Here is a 14,516-nt window from a genome sequence, read left to right as displayed (position 1 = left end):
CTCTTCGTGGCCCCCTGCCCATGGGCTCGCGGCCGGCGGATACTCACCGATGTCCCTCCCGACCCGCCGAGCCCGGAGGTCTCCGTGCCCACCACCCGCCGCAGAGTCGTCACCAGCCTTGCCGCAGCACTCGCCGGTGCCGTGGCGGCGCCCGCCCACGCCCGGGCCGCCACGGACGCCGGCGCAACCGACCGGCCTCTGCGCCGGGCCCACGCCCACAACGACTATCTGCACGAGCGGCCCCTGCACGACGCTCTGTCGCACGGCTTCACCAGCGTCGAGGCCGACATCTTCCTCGTCGACGGTGACCTGCTCGTCGCCCATGAACCCGCCGAACTCGATCCCACCCGCACCCTGCGCTCCCTCTACCTCGACCCGCTGCTCGCCCGTGTACGCGCCAACCACGGCAGTGTGTACCGCGGTTACCGCCGACCGGTGCAGCTGCTGATCGACATCAAGACGGACGGTGTCGCCGCCTATATCGAACTCGACCGCCAACTGCGGCGCTACCGGCACATGCTGAGCAGCAGCGTCCGTGGAAAGGTCCGCCTCGGCGCCGTCACCCCGGTCGTATCCGGCGACCGCGCGGCCCGCGTCCCGATGGAGGCGCAACCGGTGCGCCACGCCTTCTACGACGGCCGCCTCGAGGACCTCGTCGCCCCCGCCCCGGCTCCCGCGTCGTTCATCCCGCTGATCTCCAGCAACTGGACCCACAGCTTCAGCTGGCTCGGCGCCGGCGAATTCCCGGCCGCGGAGCGGGAGAAGCTGCGCACCCTCGTCGCAACGGCCCACCGCCGCTCCCAGCGGGTCCGCTTCTGGGCGACGCCCGACGCGGCAGGCCCGGAACGTGACGCGCTATGGCGCGAACTTCTGGCCGCAGACGTCGACCACATCAACACCGATGATCTGGCGGGCCTGGAGCGCTTTCTGCGCCTCAACGGACGCTAGAGCCTTACTGCCAAGAGGGACTGGTATCCCGCCTCCGCCCAGATGCATCCGTACGGCGGACACGCCAGTCGGCCGTACGGGGCCCCGGCTACGCCAGACTGGCCGCCGAATGCCGCAATTCCGGCGCGGCGGAGGAGGTTGGCGATGGCCATTTCGATCTCGGTGGTGCTGCTCCTGCTGGTGCTCGCAGTGATCTTTCTGCGCAGCGGAGGGCTGAAGATGTCCCACGCGCTGGTCTGCGCCCTGCTCGGGTTCTTCCTGGCCGGCACCAGCATGGCGCCGACCATCCAGGAAGGCATCGCCGCCACGGCCAACGTCGTCGGCAGCCTCCGGCCCTGATGACGCCCGCCGGGAAGCCGCGCCGCGGCAGCGGTGTTGAACGCATGGCAGTGCCATCGACGACGGGAAGAGAACAATGCCTCTTGAGGGTGAGTACGAGCCCAGCCCCGAAACATGGGTGCGTGAGCAGGTCGAGGAGTACGAGAGCTCCGGCGGTACGAGGGGGACGACGATGCGCGGCATGCCCGTCATCGTCCTCACCACCCGCGGCGCCAAGAGCGGCAAGATCCGCAAGACCCCGCTGATGCGCGTCGAGCACGCCGGAGCGTATGCGGTCGTCGCCTCACTGGGTGGCGCGCCCAAACACCCGGTCTGGTACCACAACGTCAAGGCCGACCCCCGCGTCGAGCTCCAGGACGGGCCGGTCCGCAGGGACATGATCGCGCGTGAGGTGACCGGCGAGGAGAAGGCCGTGTGGTGGGGGCGTGCCGTCGAGGCGTACCCCGATTACGAGGACTACCAGAAGAAGACCGACCGCGAGATCCCGGTCTTCGTCGTCGAGCCGGCGGCCCGGGAGCGTTGAGCGGACCGTCGCACGTCGGGCGAACGCCGGGCGGGTAGCGGGCGGAAACCCGGCGAGCGTCCCCGGCGACGTCCTGCGAGGCGGAGCGTGGGCGCTTGCAGGGGCGCGGCCGGTCGGCAGGTGGGGCGTACCCCCACGCCCACGCTCCCCTCCCGTCAGACCGTTTCGCCCAGGGCGCCCGCGAGGGCTTCCGCGGGGTCCGGCGACGCGGGCCCGGCCGGCGCCCACGCGCCCTGTTCCTTGCGGAACGGCCACCACTGCCCGTCGCGTCCCAGACGTAGTTGTGTCCGGGCGCCGACGACCGTCCAGCGGGCTGGGCCGGCAGGGCGCAGCCACGGCCGGTCCGCCTCGTCCGCCCATGCCGCCGCGAGTCGGTTCGTGGCCCTGGCGTGCTGTGCGGCGTCCGGGGTGAAGTCCTCCTCGAGCACCGCCAGCCCGGCGGCGCCGCCGAAGCGCCAGGCACGGACCGCCAGATCGAGCTCGGCGCGGCTTCGCCCCGTACCGGCGGCGAGCCTGCCCGCGATCACCGGGCCCGGAACGGACGCGGCCATCCGCACCGCGTCCTGGTCGCGTGTCGGCGCAGGCTCGGCCTGCTGCTCCGCGTGGCCGGGCGCGAGGGCCTGACGCAGCATGAGGTGGGCGCGCGCAGCCGCGTCCGCCGCGAGGAACTCCCATGCGCCGGCGTCGAGTCCGTCGGCCGCCGGAGTCTGCGTGTCGAGCGCGGGCGCGGGCCCGGGCACGTCCGGCAGCGGAGGCGGACCGGGCAGCGGCGGCAGGTCGCCGGCCGCCGCGAACGCCTCGTCGGCGCGTAGCACCGCCCGCACGGACGTCTCGTCCGCCTCCGGCGGCTGCGTCCGTGCGACGCTGCGCAGCTGGAGTTCGTCCAGCAGACGGCGCTCGCCACGCCCCCGCATCAGCAGCAGCACGAACGGGTCCTGGTCCAGCAGGCGCGCGACCTGGTAGCAGAGCGCCGCCGTGTGCGGGCAGTGGTCCCAGGCGTCGCAGGTGCACTCGGGCTCCAGGTCGCCGATGCCGGGGAGCAGTTCGACCCCTGCCGCCGCGGCGTCCTCCACCAGATGCGGCGGCATGTCCCGGTCGAGGAGCGCCGCGATGTGCCCGGCGCGGTCCGTGGCCGTGTCCAGGAACCGGTCCCAGTCCCGGTCGTCGAGCTGCTGGAGCAGCACATCACTGCGGTAGGCCGTGCCGTCGTGGTCCCTGACCACTGCGGTGATCCTTCCCGGCCGTACGGAGACGGCCCCGACCGCGCCCTCCCGAGCATGCCGCCTGCCCCGCTTCAGCTGCTTGCCGTCGAGAGCGGTGTCCTCCAGGGCCTTCAGCCAGGCCTGACCCCACCAGCTCTGTGCGAAGCCTCTGCCGCGAGCGGGGGGCAGCGCGGCGAAGGTCCGCTCCTGTTCGTCCGGTCCGTTCATCGCCCCGCTCCTCGCAGTTCCACCAGGTCGGCCAGTTCGGCGTCGGTCAGTTCGGTCAGGGCCGCCTCGCCGGAACCGAGCACCGAGTCGGCGAGATCCCTCTTCCGTTCGAGCATCTGCGCGATCCGGTCCTCGATCGTGCCCTCCGCGATCAGCCGGTGGACCTGCACCGGCAGGTCCTGCCCGATCCGGTAGGCGCGGTCGGTGGCCTGTGCCTCGACCGCAGGGTTCCACCACCGGTCGAAGTGCACGACATGCTCGGCCCTGGTGAGGTTCAGACCGGTTCCCGCGGCTTTCAAGGACAGCAGGAACACGGGCACTTCGCCGCTCTGGAAGCGATTCACCATCGCCTCCCGCTCCGGGACCGGCGTGCCGCCGTGCAGGAACTGCGTGGGCACCCCGCGCGCGGCCAGGTGTTCCTCGAGGAGCCGCGCCATCCGGACGTACTGGGTGAAGACGAGCACGCTCGCGTCCTCGGCCAGAATGGTGCCGAGCAACTCGTCGAGCAGTTCGAGTTTGCCCGAGCGGCCCGCGATGCGGGGGCGTTCCTCCTTCAGGTACTGCGCCGGGTGGTTGCAGATCTGCTTGAGCGCCGTCAGCAGCTTCACCACCAGACCGCGCCGCTCCATCCCGTCGGCTCCGGAGATGGCGGCGAGGTTCTCGCGGACCACGGCCTCGTAGAGCCCCGTCTGTTCGGGCGTCAGCGACACCGCGCGGTCGGTCTCCGTCTTGGGCGGCAGCTCGGGTGCGATGCCCGGGTCGGACTTGCGCCTGCGCAGCAGGAACGGGCGTACCAGCGCCGCCAGCCGGCGGGCCGCCGCCGGGTCGGTGCCGCCCTCGACGGCCTGGGCGTAGCGGCTGCGGAAGGTGCCGAGACGCCCGAGCAGCCCCGGCGTGGTCCAGTCGAGGATGGCCCACAGCTCGGACAGGTTGTTCTCCACCGGGGTTCCGGTGAGCGCCACGCGGGCCTTCGCGCCGATGGTGCGCAGTTGCCTGGCGGTAGCCGAGTACGGGTTCTTGACGTGCTGCGCCTCGTCGGTGACGAGCATGCCCCAGGAGACCTCGGCGAGCCGGGCCGCGTCGAGGCGCATCGTGCCGTACGTGGTGAGGACGAACTCCCCGGCGCGGAGCTCCCCGAGGGAGCGTGCGGCTCCGTGGAAGCGCCGCACGTGGGTGCCGGGTGCGAACTTCTCGATCTCGCGCTGCCAGTTGCCCATCAGCGAGGTGGGACACACCACGAGCGTCGGGCCGGCGCCCGACGCCTCGGTCTGCCGGTGCAGGTGGAGCGCGATGAGCGTGATGGTCTTGCCGAGCCCCATGTCGTCGGCGAGGCAGCCGCCGAGGCCGAGGGACGTCATCCTGTGGAGCCAGTTGAGGCCGCGCAGCTGGTAGTCGCGCAGGTTCGCCGCGAGCGCCGCGGGCTGCCCGATGTCCTGCGGCGCGTCCTCGGGCTGGGTGAGCCGTTCGCGGAGCCGTTCGAACGGGCCGGAGGCCTCGACCTCGACCGTGCGTCCGTCCACCTCGGCCGTTCCGGTCAGCACGGCGCCCAGCGCGTCGACGGGGGACACCTTGCGGTCCTGGCTCTCGCGGGCGCGCCGTGCCTCGGCCGGGTCGATGAGCACCCACTCGTCGCGCAGGCGCACGACAGGGCGGCCGGCCTCCGCGAGCTGGTCCAGTTCGGCGCGGGTGAGCCGGCTGTCCCCGAGTGCGAAACGCCAGTTGAAGGAGAGCAGTGCCTCCGCGGAGAGGAACGACGGAAGCCCCGACGACTCGTCGCCCCGCGCCCGCTCCTCCTCCTCGTCGTCGTCGTCGGGAGAGCCGATCACGGCACGCGCCGTGAGCCTGCGGGCCAACTGCCTGGGCCAGTGCACCTGGACGCCGGTGGCCGCGAGAGCCCGCGAAGCTTCGCCCAGCAGCTCGGTGACGTCCTCGTCCGCGAGCTCGATCGCCTCGGGCACGGCGGCCTGCAGCAGTGGGGTCAGCGGCGGCCAGGCGTGCGCCGCCCGGCGCAGCGCGAGCAGCGCGTCCAGCCGTGCACGCGGGCCGAAGCCGGCGCCCGGCGCCCCGGCCTGAGCCCACACCTCGGCCGCGTCCGCCACGGTCGTGGGGTCGCTGACGCTGTGGATCTGCAGCACGGCGCGGAACGCGGGGGCCTCACCCGTCATGTCCGCCTGCTCCAGGCCCGGCAGTTCGACACGCAAGGAGAGCCGCACGCCCGCGTCGTGCCCCGCGGCGACATCGGTGGCCCACTCGCGCCGACCCGGCAGGTGCTGGGGTTCCGGTGCGGCGAAGGCGGGGCCGCCCGCGGCGAGCGGGGCGGCGGGGGAGCGGGGCATGACGTCGGCGACGGCGTCGAGGAACTGCCGCAGCAGACGCTCCGGTTCGGGGAGGAGCAGCGTCCCGGCTGTTTCGTCCAACGGCACGGCATGCGCCGTGGGCGGCATCGAGGCCGACAGCGCACGCAGCCGCTCGAGGTCTTCCGGCGTGAGCGGACCCATGCGCCATGCGTCCATGTCGGTGGGGCTCAGACCGGGCAGGAGCAGTCCGCGCGCGGCCATGTGGAGCGCGAGCAGCGCGGACGCGCCCCAGAACCCCGCCGATTCGGAGGCGTTGGCAGAGCTGCGGGCGCGGGTCAGGACGGGCAGCGCCTCCTCGACAGGCAGCAGCACCGCGGGTACGGCGGTGATGCGGACGTCGGGCGTGACGGCGGTGGCACGGACATCGGTGGCGCGGACATCGGAGGTGCGGACCTCGGACGTGACGACGGTGAGTGAGCGGAGCGCGTCGTCGGCGACGGGAAGCGGGCCGCTGTCCGGTCGCCAGAAGGCGATCACGCCCGTGCGGGCGGGGTCGCCCGGTACGAACACGGCCGAGCATGCGGCGAGCGCGGAAAGGGAGTGAAGGGGGACCGGGGAGGGGCTTGCAGGGGTCTTGTGCACAGCGATGGCGCATTCCTCAAACTTGACTACTGCGGGCCGAGTCGCCGAGGGTACCTCACTCGGTCACCGTCCAGCGGCTTCCGCCCGGTGACGTGGCTCACTCCACGCCCTCGCCCCCACTGCCGTACCGTCGAGGGTGCAGCCAGCGCCACCCCGGGGAGCGGGATTGCCCCCGAACGGCCCGGGTGGTGGCGCCATGGCCCCGAAGGGCCCCCGGTCCATACGTTTATCAGGCCGGAGAGCCGGACAGTTCGCGGATCCGGCCTGACCTCGTCTTTCGCGCGTCCGGCGCACCCGTCGTCCACAGACCGGAGACCCACCATGCCCCAGGGCACTGCCATCCTCGCCCCGCCCATCGCTCCTGCGAGAACCAGGCCGGTCAACGGCAGCGAGTTCGCACCGCTGCTGCGGACCGTCAAGGAGCAGGGACTGCTGCAGCGCCGTGCCGGCTGGTACGCGCGTGGTATCACCGTGAACCTCCTCGCCCTCGCGGCCGTGATCACCGGCGTGGCACTGACCGGAGGATCCTGGTGGGTGCTGCTGCTCGCACCCCTGCTGGCCCTGTTCTCGACCCGCGCCGCCTTCTTCGGTCACGACGCCGGACACGCGCAGATCAGCGGCGACCGCCGCACGAGCCGGACCATCCAGCTCGTCCACGCGAACCTGCTCCTCGGCATGAGCCAGGAGTGGTGGAACGACAAGCACAACCGGCACCACGCCAACCCGAACCACATCGACAAGGACCCCGACGTCGCGGCCGACGTCCTGGTCTTCACGGAGAAGCACACCGGGGGCCGCGCCGGGCTGCTCGGGTGGCTCACCCGCCACCAGGCCTGGCTGTTCTTCCCGCTGACCACCCTCGAGGGCATCGCGCTCAAGATCTACGGCTTCCGTGCCGTCTTCACCCGGCGGCCCGCAGGCCGCCAGTCGCACAAGGACCGGGCTGTCGAAGGCCTGCTGCTGATCGCCCACCTCGCCGCCTACGGCACGCTTCTGCTGACCACGATGCCCCTCGGGCAGGCCGTGCTCTTCGCGCTCGTGCACCAGATGGTGCTCGGCCTCCACCTGGGCATGGCCTTCGCGCCCAACCACAAGGGTATGGAGATGCCCGACGAGGAGACCGGCAAGGAGTGGGGCCATCTGCGCCGTCAGGTCCTCACCTCGCGCAACATCCGCGGCGGCCTCGTCACCGACTGGTTCCTCGGCGGCCTCAACTACCAGATCGAGCACCACCTCTTCCCGAGCATGCCCCGTCCTCACCTGAGGCGCGCCCAGCCGCTGGTGCGTGCACACTGCCGCTCGCTGGGCATCCCGTACACGGAGACCGGGCTGGTGGAGTCGTACCGCCAGGCACTGACCCATCTGCACGAGGTCGGCGAGCCGCTGCGCAAGGCCGCGCAGTAGCCGAGACGCCGCACAGGGGAGACGCTCGCACAGGAGAGGCCCGCATAGTGGAACTGCGGGACGGGCGCGCACGTTCTCACACCAGAAGCGGCCAGAGCCGCGGAGGAGGCGTCGGAAATGACGACACGCACGAAGATCGTGATCGGGGGAGTGGCCGTCGGCCTGCTCCTGATGCCGTTGCTGGGATTCTGGCTGTCACTGCTGGTGGTGCTCGGCGTACCCGCGGTGGCGTATCTGATGCTGGACCCGAGCCAGCGCCGCCGGCTGCGGCGCATCTCGCGCAAGGAGATCGGCCGCTGACGGGAGTGGTTGGCGCGCCGCGCACCGAACCGGCGCCCGGCCGCCTCTCCGACACGGCTGCACCGCCGATGACGCGACACCGCTGACGCCGACGTGAGCCGCGGGCGGGGCCCTGACCTGTGGTCCCGCCCGCGGCTCACGTCGTGCCGCGGGCCGGGCCGCCGTGGTTCAGGACGGGTGAACGGCCACCTTCTCCAGCGCCTCCAGCAAGCCAGGCAGCTCCGGGCCGCGGCCCACCGGCACCACGTGGCCCGGCTCCTCGTCCAGCAGTACGAAGGCGATGTCGTCGGTCCTGGCCACGAGCGACCAGCCGGGGCCGTCGGCACGCAGGGTCCGTGCACCGCCCGGTGCGAACGACGACCGCACCCGGCCGGGCGGCGGCGCCGACTCCACGTACGCGCGCGCCTCCTCGAGGGCGCGACGCACACCTTCCCGGGGCGGCCTGCGCTCCTCTTCGGGCGCGTCGGCGGAGACCAGCCCCCCCGTGTCGTCGATCCCGGAACGCCACTGCGCCCACTGCAGCGCCACCTCGTCGGCGCCCAGCCTGCGCTGGGCGGGCCCCCAGCTGCTCGTGTCCGGCGGGGCCAGCGGCGGCCTGTCGCCTTCCTTCGGATCGGGGTCGTGCGGCGCGGGCACCCCTGGCGCGGCGACCGCGAGGGCCAGCGGCCAGCCCGGCAGCGCCCCGACGACGCTGCCCTCGTCGGGGGACAGGTCGTACTCCATCCCGCAGTCCCAGGAGGCGATGGCGACAGCGACGAGCGACACGTCGTCGACCACGACCGTCCAGCGTGCGCCGTCGGAGTCCTGTCCGAGAACCAGGCCGTAGCCCTCGGCGTACGGCTCGAGGTGCAGCGCCTGGCACGCGGCCGGGTAGTCGTCGCCGAGCACGCTCGGGAACTGTGCCGGTGTGAGCAGTGCCGCGGTCAGCACATACAGCGAGTCGTCGTCGACGGTTTCTTCCGCCCCGGCCACGGCAACCTCCCCATCCCATCGTCGTCGGCGCACCTTAACCAGTGGGTAACCCGCACGTCGAGGGCTCGCGGCCGCTAATTCGATCCGGTTCTGTCCGCCCGCGGGAGGCCGAGGAGCTCACGCGCCACCGCCTCGACCGGCTCGTTCCGCTCTCGGGCGAGGGCGGTCACGGCGCGGCAGGCGAGCTGATTGATCCCGAAGACGAGCGCGTCGGGGGCGACCCAGCCCGCCGCTTCGTCCAGGCGGTCGTCGTCGTCCTCGATGGTTGCCGTCACATGCGTCGCGGCGGCTTCGAACAGGTTGTGCTGCCGTGGGTGGTCACGGGCCTTCGAGCGGGCGGAGCGTGACGCGAGGAAGTTGCGGAGCCGAGCGAGCACGGGGACCACCTTCTCAGAGGCGGCAGACGCCGCCGACAGTTGAAGTCTTCCACTGTCGCACCGCGTTCGGACGGAGACGAGAGGGCCCGTGGTGGCCCGTTGCGGGAGTCCGTCGTAGGGGGGAGCCGCTCGCCTCCTGGGGCCGGGTGGGGCTCGGCCCCGGCGCCGCCGGGATCCGGACCCTCCGACCACGTCCGGTCCGGATCAGTTCGTCACCGTGTCGTCCTGACGCGTCGCCAGGGCGAGGAACCGGTCGTCCTCGTCGACGTACGAGGTCATCAGCCATCCCGAACGGGCCAGGAGCGGCCGCAGGTTGATCTCTGCGCGCAGATCGTCCGGAGTGACCTCACGTCCCTGCCGTGCCGCGAGCGCCGCGCGGCCCACCGGGTGGAAGAGGGCGAGCCGGCCGCCCGGTCGAACAACGCGGGCGAGTTCCCGCAGATTGTCCGCCGGTTCCGGCAGATGGGAGATCAGGCCGGCGCCGAACACCGCGTCGAGACAGTGGGTGCGCAGCGGCAGCCGGGCCACATCGGCGAGCAGCAGCCGGCCGGCCGCATCGCGTCCCGCGCGGCGGGCCTCGGTGAGCATCGCGGGTGTCAGATCGATGCCGAGGACCACGCCGTCTCGGCCCACCGCGGTCCGCAGGGCTTCGAGTGCGCGTCCCGTGCCGCAGCCCGCGTCGAGCACAGCGTCCCCCGCGCGGAGCCCGAGTGCGGTGACGGCGGCTGCGTGCGCGGGGCCGTCGTCGGGGAAGCGGCTGTCCCAGTCCGCTGCCCGGGCACCAAAGAACTCCTGCACGTTGGTGTGGTCATGGGTCGTGCGGTCATCGGCCATGCGCACCATGATCCGCCATGACGACCGAGGCGTCGCCGCCGGATGCGGGAGAGCGGCATATGGCCGAGCTGTGCACACGTTCGAGCGCGGCACGATCGTTCAGAAACATCTCTCTGTCATATTCCATCAGCTTTCGAACTGCGCCCCCGTTGTGCGCCCCCCTCGGGGCTAGCGTCCCTGAGCCATGGGACACCTGGACCACGCCGCCTTCGGCCTGCTGACCCCCGTGCTGTCGTACGCGATGGCCGTCATCGGCGCTGCCCTCGGGCTGCGCTGCACCGTGCGCGCACTCTCCGCCACCGGCCCATCCCGGCGGAACTGGCTGATCACCGCCGCCTCCGCCATCGGCACCGGCATCTGGACGATGCACTTCGTCGCCATGCTCGGCTTCGCCGTCCGCGGCACCGACATCCGTTACAACGTGCCGCTGACGATCCTCAGCCTTCTCGTCGCCATGCTCGTCGTCGGCGCCGGCGTCTTCTGCGTCGGCTACGGCCGCCACCGGATCGGGGCTCTGCTGATCGGCGGCATCTCCACCGGCATCGGTGTCGCCAGCATGCACTATCTCGGCATGGCTGCCCTGCGGCTGCACGGCACCGTCCACTACGACCCGCTCATCGTCGCGCTGTCCGTCGCCATCGCGGTGGTCGCCGCGACCGCGGCCCTCTGGGCGGCGCTCAACATCAAGTCGCCCGTCGCGGTGGCCGTCTCCTCGCTCGTCATGGGGGCCGCCGTCAGCAGCATGCACTACACCGGAATGCTCGCGGTCGCCGTCGATGTCGCACCCGCCGGAGGGCACCTGCCCGGCGCCACCGCGATGCAGTTCATCTTCCCGCTCGCGGTCGGCCTCGGCTCCTACCTCTTCGTCACCGCCGCGTTCGTCGCACTCTCACCGACCGCTGGTGAACGCGCCGCCTACTTCACCGCCGAACAGGCCACGGACAACGGCCCGGAGACCACCGGCAAGCCCAACCAGACCATCGCCCACGCCTAGATCCAGTCCGGCTGGACCAGCCCGGGCGACGCTGCCGCGCCCGGCATGTATCCGGAACGAGGAGCCATGCGCACACCCCGTACGACCCAGGGCGGCGAGAGCCGGCCCCCGCACCCGCCGCCGACCGGGCCGGCCGTCCGCGGGCGACGGGCACACGCCGGGCCGCCGGCCGTCGAGCACACCGGCCACGAACCGTATGCGGCGCCGCCGCAGCCGGATCCCGGACGCCGACGCCTGATGCCCCGTCCCAGGACCGTACGCGCCAAGATCATTTCGCTGCTGATGGTGCCCGTCCTGTCGCTGTTGGCTCTCTGGGGGTTCGCCACCGTCACCACCGCCCAGGACGTGACACGACTCCGCCTGTCGCAGCGCGTCGAGCAAGAGGTGGGCACACCCGTCGCCCTGGCCATGGCCGCGCTGCAGGCCGAACGCCGTGCGGCCCTGCGCCGGCTGACGGACCCCACAGAGGAACGGTCCACCGCGCTGCGACTCGAGGCGGGCCGCACCGACGACGCTGTGGGGCGCCTTCGACTCGACGACGCGCACACGGTCGCCGACGGCGGCGAGGTACCCCGGGCCGTCGCCGAACGACTCGGCCGGTTCGTCTCACTCGCCCGCAAACTCGGCACGACGCGCACCGAAGTCCTCGACGGCAAGGTCTCGTGGGACAGGACATACGAGACCTACACCGACGTCGTCACCGCCGCGCTCGAGGTGTCCGGCGCGGTCGCGGGCATCGAGGCCGGCGGGTCGGGCTCCGACGCACGCGTCCTGCTCGAGTTCGCCCGGTCCGGCGAGATGCTCGCACGGGAGGACGCCCTGCTGAGCTCCGCACAGGCCGGTGGAACGTTCGATGCGGACCGGCTGCGCCTTTTCACGGGGGCAGCCGCCGCCCGCACCACCCTCGCCGCCGGCGCCGCCGCCGACCTGCGCGGCCCCGAACGCGCGGCGTGGCATGAGCTCTCCGCACAGCCGGCCTACCGCCAACTGCGTGCCACGGAGGACCGCGTGTCCGCATCACCCGCGGGCCGCAAGGCGGCCACCGCCGTCGCCCCGGACGCCTGGGACCGGACGCACAGCGCCGTGAGCGACGGCATGCGCGACATCGCCGCGCAGGCGCGCCGCAGCGCCGTGGACCGGTCCGACCCGGTGAGCGGGGGCGTTCTGACCGTCGCGGGCGCCGCCGTGCTCCTCGGACTGGTCGCCGTCGCCGCGTCGCTCGTCATCTCCGTACGCATCGGACGGGCCCTCGTCGTCGAACTCATCACCCTGCGCAACAGCGCCCTCGCGATCGCCCGGCGCAAACTTCCGCACGCCATGCGCCGCCTGCGGGCCGGTGCGCAGATCGACATCCAAGAAGAGGCCCCGCCCGGCGCACCGGCCGACGACGAGATCGGACAGGTCTCCGAGGCTCTGGGCAGCGTCCACCGGGCGGCCCTGAGCGCGGCCGTCGAGCGTGCCGAACTGGCCGGTGGCATCTCCGGAGTCTTCGTCAACCTCGCTCGGCGCAGCCAGACGCTCGTCCACCGTCAGCTCACGCTGCTCGACGCGATGGAACGGCGCGCCGACGATCCGGGCGAACTGGGCGACCTCTTCCGCCTCGACCACCTCACGACCCGTATGCGCCGCCATGCGGAAAGCCTGATCATCCTGTCCGGCGCCGCCCCCGGCCGGGCCTGGAGCACTCCCGTCCCGCTGACCAGCGTCGTCCGGGCCGCCGTCTCCGAGATCGAGGACTACGCGCGCATCGAGGTGCGCACCCTGCCGGAGGCGGCCGTCGTGGGCGCCGCCGTCGCCGACGTCACGCATCTGCTGGCCGAACTGGTCGAGAACGCCGCCCAGTTCTCCCCACCGCACACGAAAGTGCGCGTCAGCGGCGAACCCGTCGGCAACGGCTATGCGCTGGAGGTCGAGGACCGCGGCCTCGGTATGGGCAAGGAAGCCCTGGCGGAGGCGAACCGCAGACTCGCGGAGTCCGAGGCCCTCGACCTCTTCGACAGCGACCGGCTCGGTCTGTTCGTCGTCAGCCGACTCTCCTCCCGCCACGGCATCAAGGTCCATCTCCGCACCTCGCCCTACGGCGGCAGCACGGCCGTGATCCTGCTGCCCACCGACCTGCTCCAAAGCGCCCTGCCCGCCCCTGACAGCGCCTCCGCCGGCGCGAGCAAGCCCGCCGCCCGGCCGCCGGAGCAGCCGCCGCGGACCGCGCTGCGGACGCCGCCGCCCCCCGCCGCTCCTGCCCCCACCCCGATGGCAGCCCGCGCGGCCCGTCCGGCGATCGGCGCACCTCCCGGGCCACCCGTGCCGCAGACTCTGCGGGCCCTGCGGCTGCGTGAGACCGCTTCGCCGACCGAAGAAGGCGAACTCCCGCGGCGCGTGCGGCAGTCACACCTCGTACCGCAGCTGCGCGAAGCACCCCCGAAGGAGCAGCCGCGCAGCGCCCGCACGGACGACGGCCCCGCGCACCGCACCCCCGAACTGGTCCGCGACCGGATGACCGCGTACCGCAACGGCTGGACCAGAGGCGGCGGCACCGCGCCGGGCCCTACCGCCCCAGGCACTGAAGGAGAGCACGCATGACCGAATACGAGACAGCCGCGGCCCACTACAGGTTCGGCGACCTCGACTGGCTGCTGGACGATCTCGTACAGCGTGCCGGACAGGTCCGGCACGCTGTCGTGCTGTCCAACGACGGCCTGCCGGTGGGCGCGTCCCAGGCGCTGAGCCGCGAGGACGCGGAACACCTGGCCGCCGTCGCGTCCGGCTTCCACAGCCTCGCCAAGGGCGCGGGACGCCACTTCCGAGCCGGGCGCGTACGCCAGACGATGGTGGAGATGGACGACGGCTTCCTCTTCGTGGCCGCCGCGGGAGACGGCTCGTGCCTCGCCGTGCTCACCTCCGCGGCTGCCGACATCGGGCTGATCGCCTACGAGATGGCCCGCCTCGTCAAGCGCGTCGGCGAACACCTGCGCACGCCGCCGCGCGTCGACGCGACATGAGCGGGACCGGCGCCGGGCCCGCCGGCAGTCAGTGGTACGACGCGGCGGCGGGCCCGCTGGTCAGGCCCTACGCGATGACCGGTGGCCGGACCAAGCCCGGGCCCAGCAACGTGCGCTTCGACCTCATCGCGCTCGTCGTCGTGGACCCCGACGGCGCCGGCATCGGCGACGAGTCCCTCCTCGGCCCCGAGCACCGGGTGCTGCTGGCCCTGTGCCGGTCCGAGACACAGTCCGTCGCGGAACTCGCCGCCGACGCCGACCTGCCCGTCGGCGTCGTGCGGGTGCTGCTGGGAGATTTGCTCGAAGCCGGATACGTCAAGGTCAGCCGACCCGTACCGCCCGCGCAGCTGCCCGACGAACGGATTCTCAGGGAGGTGATCGAGGGACTGAGGGCGCTGTGAGGACCGCCGGGCCGGCGCACTGCGCACAGGCCGGGGCGGGGGAGCGGCGGCCGGGT

At 72.6% G+C, this 14,516-nt stretch carries 14 protein-coding genes; 9 read left to right on the top strand and 5 right to left on the bottom strand.

What is annotated here, in order from left to right; translation table 11 throughout:
- Positions 1-84: 84 nt before the first annotated feature.
- The 3 genes from ACZ4SA_RS05395 to ACZ4SA_RS05385 all read left to right on the top strand — a co-directional run bounded on the left by ACZ4SA_RS05395 (position 85) and on the right by ACZ4SA_RS05385 (position 1,810).
- A complete protein-coding gene (locus ACZ4SA_RS05395) occupies positions 85-948 on the top strand; it encodes a phosphatidylinositol-specific phospholipase C/glycerophosphodiester phosphodiesterase family protein (protein ID WP_468270076.1) in 864 nt (287 codons plus the stop codon).
- Between the two features lie 144 nt (positions 949-1,092).
- The gene (locus ACZ4SA_RS05390; protein WP_468270074.1) at positions 1,093-1,287 is read left to right on the top strand and encodes a hypothetical protein; all 195 of its coding nucleotides are present in this window, start codon (positions 1,093-1,095) and stop codon (positions 1,285-1,287) included.
- A 76-nt stretch (positions 1,288-1,363) separates the two neighbouring features.
- A complete protein-coding gene (locus ACZ4SA_RS05385; RefSeq protein ID WP_468270072.1) occupies positions 1,364-1,810 on the top strand; it encodes a nitroreductase family deazaflavin-dependent oxidoreductase in 447 nt (148 codons plus the stop codon).
- 155 nt (positions 1,811-1,965) lie between these two features.
- Here ACZ4SA_RS05385 and ACZ4SA_RS05380 read toward each other — a convergent pair whose 3' ends face one another.
- Positions 1,966-3,240 carry an SWF or SNF family helicase gene (locus ACZ4SA_RS05380; RefSeq protein ID WP_468270070.1) on the bottom strand — a complete coding sequence of 425 codons (1,275 nt, stop codon included), beginning with the start codon at positions 3,238-3,240 and terminating at the stop codon, positions 1,966-1,968.
- Positions 3,237-6,179, bottom strand: a complete 2,943-nt coding sequence (locus ACZ4SA_RS05375) for a DEAD/DEAH box helicase (RefSeq protein WP_468270068.1) — start codon at positions 6,177-6,179, stop codon at positions 3,237-3,239. Before ACZ4SA_RS05375 ends, ACZ4SA_RS05380 begins: the two co-directional genes overlap by 4 nt.
- A 321-nt stretch (positions 6,180-6,500) precedes the next feature.
- Between ACZ4SA_RS05375 and ACZ4SA_RS05370 the strand changes: the two genes are divergently transcribed.
- Together ACZ4SA_RS05370 and ACZ4SA_RS05365 are read left to right on the top strand one after the other, a co-directional pair.
- Complete coding sequence (locus ACZ4SA_RS05370; protein ID WP_468270066.1) at positions 6,501-7,583, top strand: fatty acid desaturase family protein; 1,083 nt, start codon at positions 6,501-6,503, stop codon at positions 7,581-7,583.
- Between the two features lie 117 nt (positions 7,584-7,700).
- Complete coding sequence (locus ACZ4SA_RS05365) at positions 7,701-7,883, top strand: hypothetical protein (protein ID WP_468270064.1); 183 nt, start codon at positions 7,701-7,703, stop codon at positions 7,881-7,883.
- Between the two features lie 168 nt (positions 7,884-8,051).
- Here ACZ4SA_RS05365 and ACZ4SA_RS05360 read toward each other — a convergent pair whose 3' ends face one another.
- The 3 genes from ACZ4SA_RS05360 to ACZ4SA_RS05350 all read right to left on the bottom strand — a co-directional run bounded on the left by ACZ4SA_RS05360 (position 8,052) and on the right by ACZ4SA_RS05350 (position 10,066).
- A complete protein-coding gene (locus tag ACZ4SA_RS05360) occupies positions 8,052-8,855 on the bottom strand; it encodes a hypothetical protein (protein ID WP_468270062.1) in 804 nt (267 codons plus the stop codon).
- A gap of 74 nt (positions 8,856-8,929) precedes the next feature.
- On the bottom strand, positions 8,930-9,241 hold the full coding sequence (locus ACZ4SA_RS05355; protein WP_468270060.1) for a hypothetical protein: 312 nt from the start codon (positions 9,239-9,241) through the stop codon (positions 8,930-8,932).
- Between the two features lie 195 nt (positions 9,242-9,436).
- Positions 9,437-10,066 carry a class I SAM-dependent methyltransferase gene (locus ACZ4SA_RS05350; protein WP_468270058.1) on the bottom strand — a complete coding sequence of 210 codons (630 nt, stop codon included), beginning with the start codon at positions 10,064-10,066 and terminating at the stop codon, positions 9,437-9,439.
- 184 nt (positions 10,067-10,250) lie between these two features.
- On the opposite strand from ACZ4SA_RS05350, the gene ACZ4SA_RS05345 reads away from it, so the two are divergent.
- The 4 genes from ACZ4SA_RS05345 (at position 10,251) to ACZ4SA_RS05330 (ending at position 14,460) form a co-directional block, all read left to right on the top strand.
- Positions 10,251-11,060, top strand: a complete 810-nt coding sequence (locus tag ACZ4SA_RS05345; protein ID WP_468270056.1) for an MHYT domain-containing protein — start codon at positions 10,251-10,253, stop codon at positions 11,058-11,060.
- A gap of 66 nt (positions 11,061-11,126) precedes the next feature.
- Positions 11,127-13,640 (top strand): sensor histidine kinase, encoded by a 2,514-nt coding sequence (locus ACZ4SA_RS05340; protein WP_468270054.1) that lies wholly within the window; start codon positions 11,127-11,129, stop codon positions 13,638-13,640.
- Positions 13,637-14,059 (top strand): roadblock/LC7 domain-containing protein, encoded by a 423-nt coding sequence (locus ACZ4SA_RS05335; protein ID WP_468270052.1) that lies wholly within the window; start codon positions 13,637-13,639, stop codon positions 14,057-14,059. The genes ACZ4SA_RS05340 and ACZ4SA_RS05335 overlap by 4 nt, the downstream gene beginning before the upstream one ends.
- Complete coding sequence (locus ACZ4SA_RS05330) at positions 14,056-14,460, top strand: DUF742 domain-containing protein (RefSeq protein WP_468270051.1); 405 nt, start codon at positions 14,056-14,058, stop codon at positions 14,458-14,460. Before ACZ4SA_RS05335 ends, ACZ4SA_RS05330 begins: the two co-directional genes overlap by 4 nt.
- The last annotated feature ends 56 nt before the right edge of the window (positions 14,461-14,516 follow it).

The organism is Streptomyces sp. NPDC027962, from assembly GCF_055566095.1.
Note: the sequence above shows the minus strand (reverse complement) of the source record. Positions and strands in the feature narration are given on the sequence as shown.

Coding starts and splice junctions, on each gene's coding strand:
- ACZ4SA_RS05390 (WP_468270074.1), top strand. CDS start 1,093: ATGGCCATTTCGATCTCGGTGGTGCTGCTCCTGCTGGTGCTCGCAGTG.
- ACZ4SA_RS05370 (WP_468270066.1), top strand. CDS start 6,501: ATGCCCCAGGGCACTGCCATCCTCGCCCCGCCCATCGCTCCTGCGAGA.
- ACZ4SA_RS05385 (WP_468270072.1), top strand. CDS start 1,364: ATGCCTCTTGAGGGTGAGTACGAGCCCAGCCCCGAAACATGGGTGCGT.
- ACZ4SA_RS05335 (WP_468270052.1), top strand. CDS start 13,637: ATGACCGAATACGAGACAGCCGCGGCCCACTACAGGTTCGGCGACCTC.
- ACZ4SA_RS05340 (WP_468270054.1), top strand. CDS start 11,127: ATGCGCACACCCCGTACGACCCAGGGCGGCGAGAGCCGGCCCCCGCAC.
- ACZ4SA_RS05365 (WP_468270064.1), top strand. CDS start 7,701: ATGACGACACGCACGAAGATCGTGATCGGGGGAGTGGCCGTCGGCCTG.
- ACZ4SA_RS05380 (WP_468270070.1), bottom strand. CDS start 3,240: ATGAACGGACCGGACGAACAGGAGCGGACCTTCGCCGCGCTGCCCCCC.
- ACZ4SA_RS05345 (WP_468270056.1), top strand. CDS start 10,251: ATGGGACACCTGGACCACGCCGCCTTCGGCCTGCTGACCCCCGTGCTG.
- ACZ4SA_RS05330 (WP_468270051.1), top strand. CDS start 14,056: ATGAGCGGGACCGGCGCCGGGCCCGCCGGCAGTCAGTGGTACGACGCG.
- ACZ4SA_RS05350 (WP_468270058.1), bottom strand. CDS start 10,066: ATGGCCGATGACCGCACGACCCATGACCACACCAACGTGCAGGAGTTC.